Origin of the sequence: Enterococcus sp. 1001283B150225_161107_E12, from assembly GCF_015556925.1 — a bacterium.
Lineage (GTDB): Bacteria > Bacillota > Bacilli > Lactobacillales > Enterococcaceae > Enterococcus_B > Enterococcus_B mundtii.
Genome location: NZ_JADNNI010000023.1, coordinates 1 through 21,937, shown reverse-complemented (window position 1 = coordinate 21,937; position 21,937 = coordinate 1). Strand labels below are relative to the sequence as shown.

The 21,937-nt window shown below is 38.9% G+C and carries 13 protein-coding genes; 1 reads left to right on the top strand and 12 read right to left on the bottom strand.

Annotated elements, in window-relative coordinates; genetic code table 11:
• Positions 1 to 72 precede the first annotated feature (72 nt).
• The 7 genes from glmU to mprF all read right to left on the bottom strand — a co-directional run bounded on the left by glmU (position 73) and on the right by mprF (position 9,094).
• Positions 73 to 1,446, bottom strand: a complete 1,374-nt coding sequence (gene glmU, locus I2F89_RS14190) for a bifunctional UDP-N-acetylglucosamine diphosphorylase/glucosamine-1-phosphate N-acetyltransferase GlmU (RefSeq protein WP_195514552.1) — start codon at positions 1,444 to 1,446, stop codon at positions 73 to 75.
• Between the two features lie 155 nt (positions 1,447 to 1,601).
• Positions 1,602 to 2,420 carry a pur operon repressor gene (purR, locus tag I2F89_RS14185; protein WP_010734088.1) on the bottom strand — a complete coding sequence of 273 codons (819 nt, stop codon included), beginning with the start codon at positions 2,418 to 2,420 and terminating at the stop codon, positions 1,602 to 1,604.
• Positions 2,421 to 2,595: 175 nt separating this feature from the next.
• Complete coding sequence (locus I2F89_RS14180; RefSeq protein ID WP_019722358.1) at positions 2,596 to 3,417, bottom strand: metal ABC transporter permease; 822 nt, start codon at positions 3,415 to 3,417, stop codon at positions 2,596 to 2,598.
• Positions 3,390 to 4,070: a metal ABC transporter ATP-binding protein gene (locus tag I2F89_RS14175; RefSeq protein ID WP_010734086.1), complete on the bottom strand. Its 681-nt coding sequence runs from the start codon at positions 4,068 to 4,070 to the stop codon at positions 3,390 to 3,392. The genes I2F89_RS14180 and I2F89_RS14175 overlap by 28 nt, the downstream gene beginning before the upstream one ends.
• Positions 4,071 to 4,088: 18 nt before the next feature.
• Entirely contained in the window at positions 4,089 to 5,027 is a 939-nt protein-coding gene (locus tag I2F89_RS14170; RefSeq protein ID WP_195514551.1) for a metal ABC transporter substrate-binding protein, read from the bottom strand.
• A 535-nt stretch (positions 5,028 to 5,562) separates the two neighbouring features.
• The gene (gene ispE / locus I2F89_RS14165; protein WP_071866538.1) at positions 5,563 to 6,411 is read right to left on the bottom strand and encodes a 4-(cytidine 5'-diphospho)-2-C-methyl-D-erythritol kinase; all 849 of its coding nucleotides are present in this window, start codon (positions 6,409 to 6,411) and stop codon (positions 5,563 to 5,565) included.
• A gap of 112 nt (positions 6,412 to 6,523) precedes the next feature.
• Positions 6,524 to 9,094, bottom strand: a complete 2,571-nt coding sequence (mprF, locus tag I2F89_RS14160; RefSeq protein ID WP_161642441.1) for a bifunctional lysylphosphatidylglycerol flippase/synthetase MprF — start codon at positions 9,092 to 9,094, stop codon at positions 6,524 to 6,526.
• Positions 9,095 to 9,528: 434 nt separating this feature from the next.
• On the opposite strand from mprF, the gene proC reads away from it, so the two are divergent.
• On the top strand, positions 9,529 to 10,323 hold the full coding sequence (gene proC, locus I2F89_RS14155) for a pyrroline-5-carboxylate reductase (RefSeq protein WP_074801768.1): 795 nt from the start codon (positions 9,529 to 9,531) through the stop codon (positions 10,321 to 10,323).
• A 136-nt stretch (positions 10,324 to 10,459) separates the two neighbouring features.
• On the opposite strand, the gene I2F89_RS14150 is transcribed toward proC, so the two are convergent.
• The 5 genes from I2F89_RS14150 to rny form a co-directional block, all read right to left on the bottom strand.
• On the bottom strand, positions 10,460 to 10,861 hold the full coding sequence (locus I2F89_RS14150) for a hypothetical protein (protein ID WP_229078145.1): 402 nt from the start codon (positions 10,859 to 10,861) through the stop codon (positions 10,460 to 10,462).
• Between the two features lie 520 nt (positions 10,862 to 11,381).
• Positions 11,382 to 12,932 carry a hypothetical protein gene (locus I2F89_RS14145; protein ID WP_195514549.1) on the bottom strand — a complete coding sequence of 517 codons (1,551 nt, stop codon included), beginning with the start codon at positions 12,930 to 12,932 and terminating at the stop codon, positions 11,382 to 11,384.
• 39 nt (positions 12,933 to 12,971) lie between these two features.
• On the bottom strand, positions 12,972 to 19,280 hold the full coding sequence (locus tag I2F89_RS14140; RefSeq protein ID WP_195514548.1) for a QWxxN domain: 6,309 nt from the start codon (positions 19,278 to 19,280) through the stop codon (positions 12,972 to 12,974).
• Positions 19,281 to 19,645: 365 nt separating this feature from the next.
• Positions 19,646 to 19,849, bottom strand: a complete 204-nt coding sequence (locus tag I2F89_RS14135) for a hypothetical protein (RefSeq protein ID WP_029594071.1) — start codon at positions 19,847 to 19,849, stop codon at positions 19,646 to 19,648.
• 192 nt (positions 19,850 to 20,041) lie between these two features.
• A complete protein-coding gene (gene rny / locus I2F89_RS14130; RefSeq protein ID WP_071866532.1) occupies positions 20,042 to 21,598 on the bottom strand; it encodes a ribonuclease Y in 1,557 nt (518 codons plus the stop codon).
• Positions 21,599 to 21,937 lie beyond the last annotated feature (339 nt).

Below are 21,937 nucleotides of genomic sequence, written 5' to 3'. Positions count from 1 at the left end.
TTTTCACAACTCTACTACCTAATAAATACTAGTCATATTTGCCGAATAAATCAAGTGATTTTGCAAAAAGTATCATTTTGAATATGGGAGTTTCTTCGCGTATCCTTCTTTATTGACTTGTCTAGCGCGTGCGATTGCCATCGCATGTTCAGGAACATCGTTAGTGATCGTCGAACCAGCAGCGATACATGTATTCTCTGCCACTTCCACTGGTGCCACAAGATTCGCATTTGACCCAATAAAACTATGGTCACCGACTGTTGTATGATGTTTTGCTTTTCCGTCATAATTGACAAAGACGACACCACACCCCACATTGATTTCTTCACCTAGTGTGGCATCCCCGACATACGTCAAGTGTCCAACTTTTGTATTTTTGCCTATTTTCGCATTTTTCACTTCTACAAAGTTGCCGATATGGACGCCTTCTGCAATTTCTGCTTTTGGACGCAAATGGGCATACGGTCCTACATCTGCTTTACTTTTGACCACACTGTGTTCGATCACTGAGTTTTCAATGACTACTTGGTCACCGATCTTGCTGTCAACAATACGTGAATGTGCACCAATAAAACAATCTTCACCAATTTCTGTTTCCCCTTGGATCTGAACGCCCGCTTCGATCACTGTATCTGAACCAATCACAACATCTGCATCAATATACGTAGTTGCAGGATCAACAAAGCTAACGCCATTGACCATATGTTTTTTGTTGATTCTTTGGCGCATCAACTCGGTTGCTTTTGCTAGTGCCATACGATCATTGACACCCATACACTCATCGAAATCTTCCGTCTGATACGCAGCAACTGGATTTCCAGCATCTTTTAGGATCTCAACGATGTCTGTTAGATAATACTCGCCTTGTGCATTATCTGTTCCCACTTTATCCAATGCTTCAAATAACGCTTTGTTATCGAAACAATAAGTTCCTGTATTGATTTCTTGAACTAACGCTTCTTCTGGAGAAGCATCTTTTTGCTCAACGATTTTTTCGACGATTCCTACATGGTCACGAATGATTCTGCCATAACCTGTCGGATCTTCTGCTTGTGCAGTCAAAATCGTGGCACTTGCATTTTTCCCTTGATGATATTCAAACAAGTTGTTCAACGTTTCAGTTGTCAATAAAGGGGTGTCACCACTAATGACTAACGTTGTGCCTTCCTTACCTGCTAAAAATGAGGCTGCTTGTAGTACCGCATGACCCGTCCCAAGTTGTTCAGCTTGTAACGCATACTCACTACGTCCGCCTAACTGAGCTTTGACTTTCTCTGCACCGTGACCAACGATTGTCACGATTTGATCAGGGTTTGTCTCACTTACACGGTTGATGATATGTTCGACCATCGGTTTCCCAGAAACAGGGTGTAGGACCTTGTATAGTTTTGATTTCATGCGAGTACCTTTACCCGCGGCTAATATGATTGCATAACGTGCATCCAAATATGTCACTCCTAAATTACGATTTATTATTTTTAGTTTAGCCCAGTCGCTCTTTTTTTTCAACTAAACGTTCATTTTAACAACCAGGACGCAAAAAAAGAAGAGACATCATCCATCGCCTCTTCTTTTTCCATAGCACCGCTATGTTCGTTGTTTTATTCTTCGAAATAGTTACCTGGTACTACAGTGATATTTTTCGTTTTTGTATCCACATCTTTGACGTAAAGTAGTGACGTGTAGTCATTGATTGCGCGATGTCCGTTGAATTTTGACTCCGCAAACACAGTGATACCGACAAGCTCAGATTCAAATTCTTCAATCAAGCTCTTCATTCCGTTCACTGTTCCGCCGCCTTTCATAAAGTCATCGACGACAAGCACGCGAGAACCACGTTTCAAACTTCTTTTTGATAGCTCCATTTTTTCGATCCGTTCCGATGAACCTGAAACATAGTTCACACTCACTGTAGAACCTTCTGTGATCTTAGAGTCACGACGTACGATGACAAACGGTGCATTCAAGTAATAGGAAACGGCTTGAGCGATTGGCACCCCTTTTGTGGCTACAGTCATTACAGCATCGATTTTTTCTCCTAAATATTTTGAGGCAATGATTTTCCCTACTTGACGTAATAGCTCAGGTTCTCCTAATAGATCAGATAAGTAAACATAGCCTCCAGGGAGTAAACGGTCTTGTTCAGACAAGCGCTCAGCTAGCGATTCAACATATTTCTTTGCTTCTTCGTAGGAAATCTCCGGAATGAATAGAACACCTCCGGCTGCACCAGGGATTGTTTCAAGCGTTCCGTAACCTCTTTCTTTAAATGTTTTTTTGATGATCCCCAAATCTTCACTGATCGAAGATTTAGCAGATTCATAACGTTCGGCAAAGCTTGTTAATGAAATCAATTCATGCGGATGATCTAATAAATACTGTGTCATATCGACAAGACGCTCACTGCGACGTACTTTCAAAAATTCCAGCTCCTTTTTCCAACAAATTTTATCGTGTTTCATTATATAAGTTTTTTCGGGAAAATTCGAGCATTTTATCCAAAATTAAGAAAATAGTTCGGTATTTATAAAAAAACAGGTAGCTATTTAAGACATTTGTTTGTCCCAAATAACTACCTGTTTTTAAAATAGTAATCTATTTTTTCCTTCTAATTCCTAATAAAATACGTTTACTCAAGTTGACTAATAAGAATAAAAAGATAAATACTAACGTGATAGTTGCCCCTGGAGGTGTATCCAAGTAAAACGAACTAGTCAACCCAGAAAGCATACCAATAAAACCAACGATGATACTAATCAATATGACAATATTGAAGCTTTTCCCTAAACGCATCCCGATTGCTGCTGGTAAAACCATAATAGCAGAAATCAGCAACGCGCCTGCTATTGGGATCATGACAGCGATTGCTACCCCAGTAATGATATTGAACATCATTGACATCCAACGAACCGGCAGTCCATCGACATGAGCGGTGTCTTCATCAAAGGTCAACACGTACATCGGACGTTTGAATAAGAAAAACAAAAGACCGATTACTGCAAACAAAATACCTAGGAATAGAACTTGTGGCCAAGTGATCGTCACAATCGATCCAAATAAATAAGATTGGATGCTCGTGGCAGAATTACCCCCACTCAAATTCATCAAAACTAATGCAAGCGCAAGTCCTCCTGCCATTAAGATCGCAATGGAAATCTCTGAATACGTACGATACATCGAACGTAGGTATTCTAAAATGATTGCAGCGATAACGACTACCACCATTGTGGTCATCGTTGGATTGAGATTGAGGAAAAATCCTAAGGCTACCCCTGCTAAAGAAACATGAGACAGTGTATCTGCCATCAACGATTGCCGACGTATCACTAAGAATACTCCTAACATCGGTGCGATTCCTGCAATAAAGATCGCAGCAAGAAATGCCCGCCTCATGAATTCATATGAAAGCAACGCCATTGAGAATCCTCCTTTCTCACTAAACGGATTTGTCGATCCGCATATTGTTTGATGTCTTCGTGATCATGAGTGATCATCAATACAGCTTTACCATGGTCGTGTGCGCTATGGCGCAACAAACGATAAAATTCATTTCGTGATTCTTCATCCATTCCAGTAGTTGGTTCATCAAGTACAAATAAATCTGGATCAGTCGCAAAAATACGTGCTAAACTGATTCGTTGCTTTTGACCACCAGACAGCTCACCGATCCGACGATGACGCATATCCCACATACCAACAGATTCTAAGGCACGCTTGACATGCTCATGGTCTTTTTCGCTTAACCGTTTGAACCAACGACCTCTCGGATATCTGCCAGAACGTACTAATTCTAAGACTGTACTAGGAAAACCCGCATTAAAGGAAGAAACTTGTTGTGGAATGTACCCGATACTTAATTTGTCTCCGTCTTGATTTTTTCCTGCAATTTTTATGGTCCCTTTAGAGGGTTTCAATAGCCCCAAAGAAGCTTTGATCAATGTAGATTTTGCCGCTCCGTTTTCACCAGTTAAAATCACAAATTCACCGGCATCTACATGATAAGAAACTCCTTCTAACACAGGTTCTTCATCATAATAGAAAGTAAGATCGGCTATTTCGATATAACGCACATAGAGGACTCCCTTCCTTTACTTTATGCTTTCTTTTAATGCCTCTAGGTTTTTCTCCATGGTAGAAATGTAGGTTTCACCCGCTTGGATTTGTTCATTCGTCAAACTCTCAAGGGGGTTGAGTACTTCAAGTTTTACACCTGTTTCCTTCGATAATGTCTCTGCTACTTTAGATGACGCATTTTCTTCAAAATAGATGACTTCGATTTTATTTTGATCGACAAAATCTTTCAATTCAGCTAATCGACTAGGTGTAGGCTCTTGATCCGGTGAGACTCCTGAGATGGCTACTTGTTTTAGGTCGTAGCGATTTGCTAAATAAGCAAAGGCAGCATGTTGCGTCACAAACGTTCGGTTTGTTGCACCTTTTAATGCTTCTGTATAGGCCTGATCCAATGCTTCTAATTTTTTGATATAAGCTGCGGCATTTTGGTCAAATGTGTCTTTCTTCTCTGGATATTTCTTGCCGAGCTCTGTAGCAATCGTCTGTACTTCTTGGATCGCTAATGTTGGATCTAACCAAACATGAGGGTCATAGGCATGGTCATGCTGATGTCCTTCTGATTCTTCGTGTTCTTCTTCATGCTCTTCTTGTGACTCTAAACGTTCAATTCCCTTAGCAGCTTCGATCATCAACGTTCGATCGGTATCGACCGTGTCTTTCAATGAGTCAACAAAAAATTCCATGTCTGAACTGTTATAAACAAAAACATCTGCATCCGCAATGGTTGCACTTTGCTTTGCACTTGGTTCAAAATCATGGGGTTCCGTTCCTGCGGGAATCAATAATTCGACCTTCCCAGTATCACCAACGACTTCTTTCGTAAATTCATACATTGGGTAAAACGTCGCAACAACATTCAACTCGTCCGACCCAGACTCTTGGGTTGTCTGTCCACACGCTGTAAATAGGAAAGCTCCTATTGCTAAAGATGCAGCTAATAAATATTTCTTCATATTATGCTCCTTTCAAAACAAATCGTAATATTACGATTTATCAACGAGGATTAATGTACCAAATTAAAAAAAAACAGTCAATAGTTTAACCTGATTTTCTGATTTAAATGCAAACTTATCCTGTAAATCGGAAAACAAATGAATTGCCCGTCATATCAACAACGAACGTAATCGTTTTCTTTCAACTTTGGTTAAAAAGTGTCTGTTCCACACTATTATTTTTTGTTCCGATAACACTGAACGATTGGTTGAGATTGATAACAAAAAAGAAGGTAACGATCCTTCATCTTCTAAAACGAAATCAGCGGGAAAGATGTCTAGGTTATTAGTCCTCCCATATCTCCTAAAACTGAATAAACGGCAGAAACAGAAGTAACCTCTTCGAAAATAAGGCGCCATCCACAAAAATTTGAAAAACAATTTTCGTGGATGGCGCCTTATTTCTTGAGGCTAAACACTTCTGTTCCGACCTCTTTTACCGCTTATTTCTCGAAGCTGACTACTTCCGTCATGACATCGTGTCTCTTTCATGCGTTTATAGCGTTCTGACAAGATAAACTTCCTCACAAAAACCTTTTAATCCGTTGTAGACACGTTGGGCTCTGGAATAGTGTTGACAAAGGGCAAAAACAGTTGGACCACTACCACTCATCAGGGCCGCATCTGCGCCATATTTGATCATTCGCTCTTTGATTTGATAAATGACCGGATGGCGTTTTCCTGTCACATCTTCAAGACTGTTCCCCATTTTCGTCAACATTTTTTGATAATCTTGTTGTCGAAGCGCATCAGCCAAACCAGGAATATCTTGATGTTGGATTTTTTGCGTATCGATTTCTCGAAAAACAGTTCGTGTCGAAACACTCATTTTAGGTTTTACCAAGATGATCCAGCAAGAGGGCATCGCTGGCAACAATTGGACGATTTCTCCCTTTCCGCCTACGTAAGCTGTTTGTCCGTAAACACAGTAAGGTACATCTGTCCCCACTTCCAAACCAATCTCAGCTAGTTCTTCTAAGCTACAGCCTAAATCCCATAACCGGTTGATCCCTCTTAATGCTGCAGCACAATCTGTACTTCCACCACCTAGTCCAGCGGCAACAGGGATATTTTTCTTCACAGCGATTTTTACGCCTTTTTTTATCTGGTATTTCTTTTTCAGCAACAAAGCTGCTTGATACACATTGTTACGCTGATCTACCGGTAAAAATGCTTTATTCGTCTCAACAATGATCCGATCTTCCGATAGCTCTTCAAAGAACAAGTGATCAGCTAAATCTACACTTGACATCACCATTTCCAACTCATGATACCCATCTGGTCTTTTATATAACACATCCAACCCTAAGTTTATCTTCGCTGGTGCTTTTTCAATCAATTCCATCCTCTCACCCATTCGAAAAGTCTAAGTCGAAAGTATTCTATCATAGGGGAAAATAAAAGTATAGCTTCCACCAACATGCGTAAACACTTTCCTCACAGCTTTACAATCATTTTTACAATTCTGTCAGAACTTCTTCTGCTAGACTTGTTCCTTTTTCTTTCCCTTTACCAATCAATAAGAAAAGCTGCCATGTGGCTAAAGTAAAACTACTTCCTTTCATATACGCAAAATAACGGCCTTCCCAATGAGTAACATACCGTTGTTTTTCTTCGTAAGTTAATTGGAATGAGTAAAAGAAATTCCCGTAATTGAAGATGATCCTCATCACTTTTTCTTGCAAGAACGAGAAATCAGTTTCTCCGACATTTGCAAGGGGAGCCAGCCCTAGATTCGCTTCTGCATACCCATTTTTGCGATAGACATCCAGTAGATTTGCAAGTAAGTAATCACCTAGACTATTCGGCTGGTTCGGTAGATACCGCAATAAATCATACCCCGCTTGGCGGTCATTGATTGGTTGAGATGTAATGAACCCAACGATTTTCTGCTCTTTCCTAACAATACCAATACCACTCATCAAGAGATAATTTTTCTCAAAATAACCAACAGAGAAATGCTTCTCACGAGAACCATCCAACCATTTTTGAGAAACTTCCTGAATCGGTTCGAGCAACTCTTCAGGTAATTGGTCATACCAAGTAAAATGGTATCCCTCATTCGTCAAACGTTGCAATTCGATCTGCTTTGTACGCCAGTGAAGCGCGTCTGAAGAAAGATTAGTAATCGCTGCTTCTCCAACTTTTGCAAAGTGAAAACCCGCTTCGTGAAGCATGACGACATAACTTTCGGATACTTTATAAAAAGCTAATTCATAGCCAAAACAATCGGCTTTTTTCAAAAACTCATGCGTAGCTGTACGTATCTTCGTTGGATCACCAATCGGATCACCAAGAACAAAACATTTATTTCCTTTGATTTGGTAACCAAACACTACTTTATCTTGACCATTTTCCTGATAATAAAAATAAGTATATCCAGGTAAGTGCAGATAATGACTAGCCGCGGTTCCACCATAGGCTGTCAAGAGGCGATTTAAACGCATTTGATCCAGAGGTTCACCAAACCCTGTTTCTGAAGCTAAATATTGGTACAATGCAACTAACGCAAGTAATGAGATTCCTAAACCAATCAGTCCTGAAAACCAAACATCCTCAGATGGAAAGAGAATAAAGCGATTCGCAGTTAAATCTCCTACCCAAAAACTTCCACGGTGATAGCCTGCGATTGCATAAACAATAAATAAAAAGCCAAACAAACACGCATCAAATATGATTGCTCCCCATGAGTAGACGAACTTTTCACGATAAAACTCTTTTCGGGATAACCACACCGCTAATAAAATCAAAAGGTATACAACAATCAGTTCCCATGATAAGGTGCGCATTACAGTATTGATGATTCCAAAAGCGAGTAAAGCAATAGTAGGAATAAACGCTTTTTTGACTTTCATCGCTAAAGCTCTAGCTAGCCCTAACAATAAGAACCCAACCAGCAGGTTCAATGACTGATCTAAAAAATCAAACGAAAAGGGTAAGAGTATTTGAAACAACCGACTGACAGTCGAAAGATTCGTGATCGTTGAAAGTAAGACCATCATGATTCCCGCAAAATACACGGCACATACTAACACTAAATGAGCAATTTTTTGAAAAAATAGTCGGGGAATATTATCTAAAAATCGATTGATTTTGACGCCTGTGTGTGTCAAAAATAAAACGATCCCTGAAAGAAATGGTAGAACATAGTAGAACAAACGATAATAAAGCAACCAAACAAGTGCAACATCTTGCCGCACGCCAAGTTGACTCATTCCTAAGATCATCAGCACATCAAACGTGCCAACCCCACCTGGTACCATTGTCAACATCCCAATCAATGTGGCAATGATAAACATAGGGTACAAGGACCATACAGAAATATCTACAGCCATCAAGCGCCCAATCAACAAGAAAACCACTAAGGCACCGGTCCATTGTCCAAAGGAAGCCAGTAACAAGCCCAGTAAACCTTTAGGATAAAATTCTGCAAATAGCGTTTTACGTTTCAAATAGGCAAACAAAAAGATAAGCGGTGCTAGAAAGCTACCACCAAATAACCAAATCCAATAACTACGAAACACACTATCTGTTTGAAGAAAGAAGACATTGATGAACGTCACTAATGACCAAATAGAAAGACCCGTCAATAGAAACAAAGCAACCTTAGAGACTGTTGCCAACACCATTTTTCGATTCGTGTGCTTGCCATAAAAACTGGCGCGCAAGCTTGCTCCGACAATCCCTCCGAATCCTGCCAAGTTATTGATCGTATTCGTGATCCATGCAGATAACAAAAAGTCTTTACGACTCATTTTGGGCTTGCCTTGTTTTTCCAATACTCGAATCGTTACCCAATCATAAAGTAACATCGGCATCACACCAATCAAACCTGCTAATATCATCCATGCTAACGTGACATGACTTTGTTGTTCCATCGTGTGCCAGACATCTTGCCAACTCATCCCATGGGCAATGTTTGCGACTTGATTTGCCACAAAAACAAGGATCGATCCAAAGAAAATCAGCTTCAAAATCAACTGATGTGCTTTCACCCACTGGATCATGATCTGTAATTTATTTTTCACCGGCACCCTTCCTCACCTGTAGACTTTCTAAACATATACATTCATGTTATCTTATTTACATTGATTTTTCCACTTTGGGCATTAGGTTGTGAAAGAAGCGCTTTGACCTGAACAGTAAGCTGGAAAATCGGAAAATAGCTCCTCATATTTTTTGATTTTTCAGCTTAGTGTTGAAGGTCAGCTTCTTGAACACCGTTTATCGAGGTCGTGAAAAAGCCGTTAAGCTCCAAGTAGTAAGGCAGAACGTGGGAAAATAGCTCCTCATATTTTTTCACGTTTTGACTTACTATTGAAGGAGCTGGCTTTTGAACACCGTTTATCAAGGTTGTGAAAGAAGCACTTTGACCTGAGCAGTAAGCTGGAAAAACAGTTCGTCTCTCGACTTGCAGATTATGAGAAAGAAAGCTATGCTAAAAATCAAAGGAGAGGATTACATGAAAATCGGATTTATCGGTACAGGAAATATGGCACAAGCAATTATTCACGGTATCTTAGCAAATAATCTAGTGGCTAAAGAAGATATTTTTGTTTCAAGCGGTCATTATGAAAATGCTCAACGCTTTGCTGGTAAAGTTGGGATCAATGCTTGTCAAACCAATCAAGAGATTGCTGAAAAAGCAGAAATCGTTGTTTTGGCAGTAAAACCAAAAATCATCGAACAGGTGTTAAATGAATTACGCGACTATCGTAAACAACAGTTGTTTATCTCAATTGCTTCAGGAAAATCGCTTGCAACACTAGAACAAGCACTTGATCCAGAAGCTGCTATCGTTCGTGTGATGCCCAATGTCAACGTGAGTGTGGGCGCGGGTGTTTCTGCAATCTGCAAAAACCAAGCAGCAACAAATGAACAGTTGACACAAGCGACACAAATCTTTGAAGCGATTGGCAGTGTTTATCCTTTAGCAGAAGATGATTTCAGTACATTTATTGGATTAGCTGGAAGCTCCCCTGCTTTTATTTATATGTTGATCGATGCAATGGGACGTGCAGGTGTTTTACATGGACTACCTAAAAAAACAGCAACGGAAATTGCAGCCAAAGCGATTTTAGGTTCCTGTCAAAAGTTCCTAGCAAGCGATGAAAATCCTTGGGAATTAGTTGACCAAGTATCTTCTCCAGGCGGAACGACAGTTGCTGGTGTCGTCGCATTAGAAGAGGCTGGGTTTATCCCCGCAATCATTACAGGGATCACGAAAACGATCGAAAAAGACAAAGAAATGTTGTAAACGAAGAAGCGATGCAAGGATAGACTGGAAATAATAAAATTTAATATGATTAAAACAAAACAAGCCGAAGAATCCGAAAACACCTGTGCCTACTTCCGGATTCTTCGGCTTGTTTATAGTGAACATTTGCTATTATTTATTTCTTGTTTCGCTGTGAAAACAAAGTTACTCCACATAAAATTAGTATTCCTACAAGCATTAATCTAGCGTACAAAAAACGTGTAATCTCAAATTTTTCAACTTCAAATGAGCTTACTATTTTAGGTGGTAAGTAAAAACACAAGAATAGAAGAACCGCATATTGGATTTTTCTTATCCTAGTTTCATTCTTAAACGGTTTAACGGATAAAAATGGAACGCCAAAAACATAGCCTAAACCACTGGTTGATATTAGTATAGATTTATTTCCTTTCAATAAAAACTCAACCAAGCCGATAAAGGCTAATACAAGTGAAAATATAACTAGTAATTGAATGATGTATTTCTTCATACGATTAGTCATCTCGTTCTGTGATGCTTTCCATGATGTACCCTCCATGAGTCATCCCATACTTCTCGAACATATCATCCAGTCATATCACCAGTAGCTAAAGAGAATGCACTTGCTTCTCCACTAGATAACATACTCATTGTGACAGACAAGGTAAAAATTTCAGATTTAATCATTTATACTCCTCCTTTAACATTTAGTGAGAGTGCTCGCTAAACATTAAACCACTCATTTAGAGTACTGTATTCAATAATTTGTGTTTTTTTATTGTTACTATTCGACACACGATAACCTATTGTTAATACGTCCTTTATCCGTTGATTTTCAAATTAAATAATAACAATAATACATAAAAATCCTTGTAAATTCACTTTTTTCTGTCACCTTAGAACTGAATAAACGCCGAGAACATCCGTAACCTCTTCGAAAATAAGACTGCACATTTTTATGCTTACTGTCTTAGTAATCGAAGAGGTTGTTCTTCATATTTTAGCTGATACATACAGTAGTAAAATTATACCTTATCTCTGTGCTATCTTTTTTTGGCTAGTGTCCTTTACTGTTCGTTTTACAGACTGACCTGTTTTCCCTTCACGATAGACTGCTGGTAAGTGATTGTCGCGTTGGTCTCTTTACTAACCTTTTTGCCATGACTTATGATCTTTGCAAAATCTACCGCTCCATCTCTTGTTTGAGCAGATGCTTCTGTCGACATTTTTGGTACTACTTGTTTCCTTTCTACATTTTCATCTTGTTCTATCACTAAAAAATCACCTGTTTTCATTGTCGTTGCAACACGAAACAGCTTACCATCTCCCAATTCTTCTTTTGTCTCTCTTTTGACGCGGGGTTGATCGTGGGACTCATTTTTATCCTCATCCCCTCTCATGATCCTTGCAAAATCTGCCGCTTTATCTCTTTTTTGAGCAGATGCTTCTGTCGGCATTTTTGGTACTACTTGTTTCCTTTCTACATTTTTATCTGGTGGTATAACTGAAAAATCATCGTTAGACTTCTGGTAAGTTGCTGTCGCATTGGTCTCTTTATTAATCTTTTTACCATGACTTATGATCCTTGCAAAATCCGCTACTTCATCCCTTATTTGAGTAGATCCTGTCGGCATCATTTCAGACAATTCTTGCTTCTTTTCTAAATCTTTAGTTTGCTCTAACACAAAGAAATTACCTGTTTGCATCATTGCTAACACAGTGAATAGCTTGCCGTCTCCCAATCCCTCTTCCTTTGTTTCTCTTTTGACACGCGGTTGGTTATAGAACTCATTTTGATTGGCGAAATCTCTCATAATCGTTGCGAGTAATTGAGCATCCGTCAGTTTAAAGTTAGTAAATAACATAGCATCTGTTTGAAATGCTTTGACGACCGTTTTTTTAGATAAACGAGGGGCATTTTGCTGTTTTGCTACCCCTGTAACAAATTGATCAAAATTCGGATGTTCAAAAAAACCCGCGTATCTTGTAAGAAAATCATCTTTCACATTTTGTCCACTCGGCAAAAATCCAGTAAGCGTTAGCCCATATTTAACAACATCATATGTTCCTGAAACAATATGTGTGGTTTCATGCGTGATCGTTATCTCTGGAGGCGCTGCTATTTGGATTCCTGGTAAAATTTCTGGTCTTTTATGGAAAGCATCAGCTACAATAATGATGCGACACTCGGCATCTTCTTTCAATACAAAGGCATAGGCTTTCGGATTATCATTACTAACAGAGTAATAGGCATGTGTCTTTTCATCTAGAACAAAATCAGTCGAAACGATCCAAATATTTTCAAATCCCCAGTCTGCTGATTGTCTCAGAAATTGTTCACCTTTGGTTGCGATTGAAAGGAGTCTCTTTACCGATTCCTTTAAAATCTTCTCTTGCTGAACAGAAGGTGGCACGTCAAGGAAATTTATTAAGTATTGACCTTCGGCTGTTTCTGCGATTTTATCTACTTTTAACAATTCTAAACACACATCTTTGACGATTCTGAAATTTTCTATGGCATTCTTGAATTCTTGAGGAAGTTTCTCTATAAACGGTCTAAGTGATTCCGGCACCATACTTATGTCTAAACCGGAAAAAACACGAAACTGGTCATCTGGTTTCAAAGACAATACTTTGGCAATCTCATCAGAAATCGATTTTTGTGCTTTCTACTCGTCGATATAGACAATTCTTTGTGGCTCTGGGACAAAATGATCCAATGGTTTGATCGGAACTAATTCATCTTCCAACCTTGAAATGCCTTGCATTGGCGAATACTCGATTGCATTAAGCATACCGTACCATCCCCACCATCTATTTGGGGATTCTGGAAGGGTATTATACGGCGGATACAATGAATTCTCATTCCTCTGCGCAACTGTCTTTCCCCGAGCTGACCCTACATCCTCTTTTTTTGACATACCTTCTTGCGGAGAATTAGGGCTATTATATTGGACAGTCCCTGGATATTTTTCATTGGCTTTCTCTAAAGGCGTTTCAAACCGAAAAGCACCATTATTCGTGTCCAATCGTAATACGGTCATCGGTGCAAGAATATTTTTTTTCACCAAATGGTAACGATTCGTTTCCTTGTCCAACAAAACTAATGGAAGGTATTGCTCTTGGATTCTGATATAAGATCGCCCAGCAGAATTCCACATCAACCCATTTTCATCCGGTGGGGATAGCGTAGTCGGAGTCAGTAATGACTCATACTGACTTAATTCCTTTCCTACCTTCTCACGTACTGCTAGCGAAACTGTTGGGCTAGTTTCTGCTTCAAAATACCACTCTATCCCGTTAAAGTTTACCGGATATATCGCTCCTCTATCATGTATATCATAGCGGACACCATGATTCTCAATTGTACTGATTCTGACAGGCACTAATTTCTTATTCATTTCAATGAACGTTTGCCGAAAATCTCCTTCTCCAGTAACAGTTAATGTAGTTGCCTCCCCATAAGCTTTAGGATTTAAATTTAGTTCTTTTACAGCTACATCTCTATTAGGAATCTTCCTTGAAATTCGGTTAACCAAATATTTGTGTCTGCGAAAAAAAACTGCCGGTCCCTCAAACAGTCTTAGCTTTGTTCCACGCAATGTAAAATGATTTCCATAAACAGTCCCTTTTTTAAAATCTGATACTGGGACGTACAAATGATTTTGCACACGTTTCACGCGTATTTCTGGACCATTATTTGGTAAAGTAGCTTGCGTATAACTTTTCGCCCAATCGTGGGTTTCTATTCCAAATTTTTCAAGTTTTGCCACTACTTCCTTGAGTTCTTTTCTAATAAATGCTTGGTTTTTTAAACGTATCAACCCCTTAAATAGGGCTTGTGAACTATCATTTAGAAATTCTATTCCTGGATCAGCGTAACGTATAGCACTAACAACAATTGATCGGAGTTCTGATGTTCTTGGGAGGAAGCGCGTACTATGACGTACTATACCTGCTGCACCTTGTTTCATGATCGTTCTTGCCATACCAAATACAAATCTCGTATTGAGGGCTGTGACTTGACCCAATACAGGAATCAAGGACACTGCATCGAGCATACAACTGGGAACCGCCTCACCAATATCTTTATTCATACTACCGACCACGCAATCGTAAAAAGGAATGAGATGCTTGAAAACATCCCAAATTTTTGTAACCATTGTTGTCTCTCTTCCTGAATCATAGAGTTGTCGACAGACTTTATCCCTGTGTTTACCGCTGATATGGTTGATAAACGCCTCCTGTGCATTTCCTTTCAATAAAAGTTTGTTCTGATTCGAGTCTAGTTTAAAAATATAAGGCTTATCTCTGATCAGAACTTTATCACCATATTTTCGAAATTCATTTTTCCAAAGATCTTGTCGATTAAAAAGTCCATATCGGAGATATGACATAGGATCTTTATCAACGCGATAAAGCTTGTATCCTCCATCTTTTTCAAGCCTTTTCAACGCATAGCATCTTTCTTCTCCACCAAGAATAACTACAAATAAATCTGTCTCATCTAAGGTAAGAAGCGTCTCTACTTCCACTTCTTTTGCCAAAAAGACTGGTGGAAAACCTGACGTTCCTGGTCCACTTGCCGAATGCCTTGCTTTATGACTCAGCACTGCCTGTGCCTCATATATACGACTTTCCGATGAAAATATAAAATTCAACTCATCTTTGTGAAATGAATCCACCGCAAGTCGTATCAGAAACTGATCCAATGAATAAAATGATTCAGATACAGCTTTCGTTAACCGCATATACCATTCATTGATATCTGGTGGAATCCATGGACCAGGACAGGGATTTCCGCCAGCGAGATAAACTTGCCCACCCGCAAGACTAACCGCGATACCTAGTTTTTTGCACTCTTCCAGTACTTCATCCACAAGCGCTGATTGTTGGCGCCAGTTTATTACTGCTGTTTGATAAGATAAGACAAGGTCATTGACCATTTCTTGCTTTTTTATTAGTTCAAAATAGCCACGTTGCAAATAATTGACAAAGGTGCTTAACGCGACTTGTTGATAGTTCCCTTTTGCTATTGGACCTCTGAGAATATCTGGGTCCAACTGAGCGATAGCCAATGTCGCTGGAACTAAAAGATGAGAAATTTCTTCGACAGTATCAATCCCTTTATCTCTAAAACTCTCAAAAAAAAGTTCGCCTACTGATTTGATTTCTGTCTGATTGAATTTCTCAAGATACCCTAAATCCTTTAATATTCTAGAGCCAGTCATCTGCATTAAAGAATCATAATCAGCGATCAATACATCGTCACCAACCTCACTTGATTTAAGAAAATAATTAGGTAATGCTCGATTCATGAACATAATCCATAGTTTAGTGATATTATTTTGTCTTCCTATTTTTTGATCGACTTGTTGAGTGGCAGATTTCGGTGGGATGTTGATTAGATCAGCTTTTATCAATTCTTCTACGGAAAATGACTTCCTAAGCTGGCCGATCGTAAATGTAGATGGGTCAGATGAATCAATGATTTTTTTTGCTGCATACCCTTCTATTGTGGTACCCAGGACATTTTCAACTGTCCATTTCATTACGGTCAATTCAGCGTCCCTATCTGAGATCACTTCCTCTGGCTTTCCACCATATAGTTTTAACTCTTTCAGGATAACTTTTGCTATCGCTTGGACTTTCTCAGATGAGACTCTGCCATCCATCCCTGTTTGTCCAAACCATTCCCCCATAGCGGACAAAACATCTTCTTTGCTTACTTGGGTAGTAGACAACATGCCTTTTTGACGAAAAAATGTCTCAACTTGTGTCATGATTTTCTTATCCAACCACTTATTGATTGTTACTGCTGGTATAGATTCTGCTTTTTCATCTACAGTCGCAGAGGGAGTGGTGGTAGGCAAAACTAAATGATTGCTTTCGATCATGTCCCATAACCAATTCGTGAACGTGATTTCTGCGCCTTTATTTGAAATGACGCCATCTACTTCCTCACCAAGGATGACTTGAGCAATTTGTTTCATTTTTACCATGTCTATAACCTCTTGATTTGCTCCTTCCAGTAGTACCCAACTTGAGACTATTTTCGCAAAAGCATCAGCATCCGTAGTTTCACAATCTACGCCTTTTTCAGTTAAAAATTTAGCTACTCTTTGTTTTTCTTTCTCTAACTTTATACGATCTACGGTAGTATGTAACACTTCTTTTGGCTGGCTATTCGTTTGTGTCGTAGGCTTAAAATCATTTTCTGAAAAAAAACGTTCAATCTTTTTCTTAACTTCTTCTTCATGCTCCTGTTCTTGATTCTTTTTGATTTCTTCAATATCGATACCCAAACGATTGTCTTGCCCCTTCTTATACGTATAGCCAATCTGTGCGTTATTGTTTTCCCACTGCAACACAATCGCTCGTGACTCAGCATCCGTCAAGGGAACAGCTGCCCCACCATAAGCCCTCACAATCATATTCGCTGCTATGTTCTGTCTTTTGCAGATTTCTTCGTACTGTAAACCTGCAAAGATCCATTTTTGTAACAACAAAACCAGTTGACGTGGTGTTGCCGTTGTAAAATACATTTGTTCTTTATATAGGAACTTGCCGACTTCGCCATTCGCTTTTTGGGTATTCTCTCGCATATCAAAAATCTGTTTATGATAATAAATTGGTACGATTAGTGTTTGCTTAGGAATACTATCTGGTCGATCAAGGATAAAGTCTTCATAAATCTGATTGTTTTCTTTTAAATGTTTTTTAACTTGAAGCATCGAGACGGTCTCCGCTGGTGATAAATCATATTGAATGGTTTGTTTCGTCTTCTCTTTATAACGATACCCCACTAGCAACGTGTTCGTTTTCCATTGTTTATAAATTGCTTGTAATTGTATATCGGATAAGAAATCTCCTAGTCTACTATTTTCAATCCCGTACCCTTTGTGGATGAGATAAGCTAAATACTGTGCCCGCTCTGACTGTAAGGTTTGGTCATTTTTCCAATTCCTACCTGCCCAATTTTGAACAACCTTAATCAACTCCAAGTCGGTATCTATCTGGCTCACAACTCCTGTACCGATGAAAAAAGATTTAAGCAGATGATTCACATCAGTTGTCTGATTTTTCTGCTGAAAAAGCGGTTCATCAAAATGAAAAACTGGTAATAATTCTGACTGATCAAAGGGTTGTATATCTTGAGAGATGGCTTCGGTGATTTGAAGGACCTTACTATAGTCAGAAGCACTAACAGGAATGAATAAATTATTGGTTAGATCATTTTCTGTGATTGTTTCATTATGTTTTTGTATCGGATTGATCTCAATATTCTTAATTTCAGTAAAAGTATATGGTTTAAACACGTTATTTGTTTCCCATTGAAAGAAAATATTGATTGCTCTAATAGCAGTTAACTGCCCAACTGAAAGACCATAAGCACTAAGAATAATCTTAGCGAGCTGTTGTCGCTTCTCAAGAAGTTCATGATTTGATGCACCTCTGTTTGCCCAGCTTTGAAGAGCAAGGAAAAAATCATGGAATGGTTTCTCTTTCATGTCACATAATTCACTATGCTGTTCACAAACAGCCTGCCTGATTTTTTCATTTGCTTTGTCTGTTTCATTACGCTGAACAAAGACTTCTTGATCATACCAGAACGGGGTAAATGGTTCAGCGACTGGTACGGGTGACGGTTTATTTTCCATATAAGCTAACATGACTTTGTTGATTTTCTCAAGTGTTTCCTCAGAAACTGCTTCTGACGATTTCAGACCAACAAGCGTTGGGGTTGTTGGTTCCATTACAGGTGGCTCATTCATCGATTGCGTAGGAATGGTTGCTGCTTCCGCGACAATCCTTGTTTTTAAGAAATCATACCGTTTAACAAAACGGTCAATCATTTCTGAAAAATCTTCGGCTAAAGCCCCAAGTTTTGCGGAAATGCTCACGTCTGTTTCATGAGATGCTCGGCTTTTCGAATCATCTGCCCGGAGCTGCTGACTTAAAATAGGTTGCTGATCATATTTCCTATTGTCTTTGCCTAACGGATCAGAAGATTTCTCTTGTGTTCCAGGATCGCTAGAGAAAGTTTGGATTAATAACTCTGTAAAATGTCCTAAAATATTGTATTTTCCATCTGTGTGATTCCTCGAATCAAGGATTTGCTCTTGCTGATGAAAGAAAGAGCTGAATACTTCATTTAGACCATTCCAAAAAGAATGAACACTAAGAGTCACATTGTCTGGTATTGGAACGTCTGTTGTCGTTTCATTCTTCTGATACTTTTCCTCAAAAGTCTTTTGAAAAAATTTTTTCAGCTTTTCAGCCGCATTGCTTGCATTAAATTGCTGTGGATTATTTGCATTCGTGCTTTTTTTGAAGGAAAACTGCTGTATGGAATGCGTTGTATGACTTCGTGCTTCATTCAATGTATGTGATTCAGCGATAGCATTTTGGCATACTGTCTTAAAATGGATTTGTGTATGATTTTTATTTTCCCACAAACCGTATTCTCTTTTATGGGACACTTGCTCGCTAGTCGTACAATCAATAAGTGTTGAGATACCATGAGCAAATTTGTGCATATCTATACTAAATTGGTGAGCAGCGTCTGCTAAATCCGAAAGTGGCGAGACAACTTCTGGTTTGTATTGTTTGATTTGGGTGGTATTCGTTGGTAAAGGAGGAGTCATTCTTTTGGGGTTAAACGACGATCTAGACTTGAGCGCAGGCATCCGCACTTGATTTCCGATCTGTTGAATTTCAACATGCGTATCTACTTCTAAAACAGCACCTGCATCTTGGACCGCTCGTTGCTGATCAGGGCGTTCCTCTGGCATCCGTAGACCAGCTAGAACGCTCCACATAAAGAGGAATCCTGTAGGGGTTAGGAGGTCTCTCGGGGTTTGACCTGACTTACTTGCAATCTCATACATCGTATTTTGTCGTTCTTTGGGGTCATCCTTCTTATTAAATTCGTTGTAGAACTCACCGATTTTTCGATTAAAATCTTCTCCTGGCATTTCTTCTCACTCCTTCATTAAAAGATGAAAATCAACTGAATAAGGTGGTAAAAATCACTAGTTTTATTTGTTTTTCTACAAATCTATTCTCCCCTTCACTTTCATCATACAAGGGTGGTAAAAATTTATGTGCCTTTTATTCAGTTATTTCAGAAAAAAATGGTCAAATAAATTAGATTGAACGTTCCAAGATGAAATGCCTGATTTTCAACTTATTACTCAAGAAGATGTGCATTTTTTGGCTAGGTAAAAAGGAATTCATTTAAGTGTTTTTTTACACCTAAAACGACTGAAATGAACACTTCCTGTCATTTCAGCCGTTTTTTATGAATGTATGTAAACATATCTTTTCTTATTGTCTTGTTTTAATTTCCTCTTTTTTTTGATTTGAGTTTAACGATCGACAATTCTATGACATAGTAAAACATCAGACTATAAATGCCTCTCGGCAGGAAATCACGATTCACGATATATTCAATCGTGATCCCAAAAGCACTTCCAACCAATCCAGAATAAATGACGATTAGATAGGGATGTTCGTCAGCAAATTTCATTATTTTCATCCGCAATATGCTTCGCCTCCTTATACTATAGTTATTTCAAGTATTACTATACCGTTAAAAAACTATGGATATCCTATCTGTCATAAAAGATCATTTTAAAGTCATAAGCGTTGTCACGATCTGTTCTGCCCTAGAATCAAAAAAATGACCCAACAGACTAATCTAATCTGTTGGGTCATCCTATATTTTAACTATTTTTTATTTCGCATAATCGGTTGCACGAGTCTCTCGGATCACGATTACTTTGATGTGTCCTGGGTAATCCAGATCATCTTCGATGCGTTTACGGATATCGCGTACTAAGCGTACCGCATCTAAATCAGAGATTTCTTCTGGTTTGACCATAACACGTACTTCACGTCCGGCTTGGACAGCAAAACTTGATTCAACACCGGCAAAGCTGTTTGAGATCGTTTCTAGGCTTCTCAAACGACGGATATAGTTTTCCAATGATTCGCTTCTTGCACCTGGGCGAGCTGCTGATAATGCGTCTGCAGCGGCTACTAGGACGGAAATAACAGAAGTCGCTTCGACATCGCCATGGTGAGAGGCAATCGCGTTGATCACAACTGGATTCTCTTTGTATTTCGTTGCTAGTTCTGCACCGATCTCAACGTGAGATCCTTCGATTTCATGGTCTAACGCTTTTCCAATATCATGAAGCAAGCCCGCACGTTTTGCCAATTGGATATCTTCGCCTAACTCCGCTGCTAAGATTCCTGATAATTTCGCTACTTCGACCGAATGTTTCAACACGTTTTGGCCATAACTTGTTCGGAAATGTAGACGACCCATGATCTTGATCAAATCTGGATGAAGCGTATGTGCGCCGACTTCAAAGGCTGCTTCTTCTCCATATTCACGAATCCGTTCGTCCATTTCTTTACGTGATTTTTCAACCATTTCTTCGATACGCGCTGGATGGATCCGTCCATCTTGAATCAGTTTTTCTAATGTCATTCGTGCGATTTCTCGACGAATTGGATCAAATCCTGAAAGAACGACTGCTTCTGGTGTATCATCAATGATCAAATCGATTCCTGTAAGTGTTTCAAGGGTTCGAATATTTCGTCCTTCACGTCCGATGATACGACCTTTCATTTCGTCATTTGGTAATGTCACGACGGACACTGTCGTTTCAGAAACTTGATCTGCTGCACAACGTTGGATAGCCAATGAGAGCAAGTTCTTCGCTTTGCGATCTGCTTCTTCTTTTGCACGTTGTTCTGATTCTTTTACCATCAAGGTCAGTTCATGATTCAACTCTTCTTCGGTTGATTTCATGATTACTTCTCTTGCATCTTCTTTCGATAAACCAGCAATTTTTTCTAATTCTTTTTGTTGATCTTCAATCAATCTTTCAACGTCTTTTTCTCGCTCTTCAATTAATTGCTGTTTTGAACTAAGTGCCTCTTCTTTACTTTCAAGTGAGTTTTCTCGTTTTTCTAACGAGTCATCTTTACGATCTAACGTTTGTTCACGTTGGATCAATCGATTTTCTTGAGATTTTAGCTCTAATTTACTTTCTCTCAGCTCACTTTCAACTTCAGAACGATATTTCTGATTTTCTTCCTTAGCTTCCAACAATGCTTCTTTTTTTAGAGTTTCTGCTTCTTTTTTTGCACCTTCAAGAATACTTGCAGCTGATGTTTTTGCACCAGCAATTTCTTTCTCATGACGTGACTTCGCAACCATAAACCCTAAACCAAGACCGACAATTAAACCGATGATAGCGAGGAGAATGTTGAGTCCCATTAAATCCACCTCCATACTATCTTTTCCATTTTTATCATCTACCAATTTCTATGATAAATTATTCTAAACTATAAATATGCTGTTGCATATGTGCATAAAAACCTGCACAAGTTTATTCTAATGTTTGTTTCCAGTAGTGTCAACTTTAAATACGAAAAGAAACGGCTTCCTCGATTTTCAAAAAAGGGAGGTTTTGAGCGAGTGATGACTTATTTTTTGGTTCTTATTCTAGTGAAAAATAAAAAAACATCCGGTAGTTATTTGAAGTGCCCCCTGTCAAGTAGACAGTAAAAAAACAAAAATGGTATGAAAACAGGGATCGAGTCACTCGATTCCTGT

Coding starts and splice junctions, on each gene's coding strand:
- I2F89_RS14180 (WP_019722358.1), bottom strand. CDS start 3,417: ATGGCGTTGCTTTCATATGAATTCATGAGGCGGGCATTTCTTGCTGCG.
- I2F89_RS14170 (WP_195514551.1), bottom strand. CDS start 5,027: ATGAAGAAATATTTATTAGCTGCATCTTTAGCAATAGGAGCTTTCCTA.
- ispE (WP_071866538.1), bottom strand. CDS start 6,411: ATGGAATTGATTGAAAAAGCACCAGCGAAGATAAACTTAGGGTTGGAT.
- proC (WP_074801768.1), top strand. CDS start 9,529: ATGAAAATCGGATTTATCGGTACAGGAAATATGGCACAAGCAATTATT.
- I2F89_RS14150 (WP_229078145.1), bottom strand. CDS start 10,861: ATGGAGGGTACATCATGGAAAGCATCACAGAACGAGATGACTAATCGT.
- I2F89_RS14140 (WP_195514548.1), bottom strand. CDS start 19,280: ATGCCAGGAGAAGATTTTAATCGAAAAATCGGTGAGTTCTACAACGAA.
- rny (WP_071866532.1), bottom strand. CDS start 21,598: ATGGGACTCAACATTCTCCTCGCTATCATCGGTTTAATTGTCGGTCTT.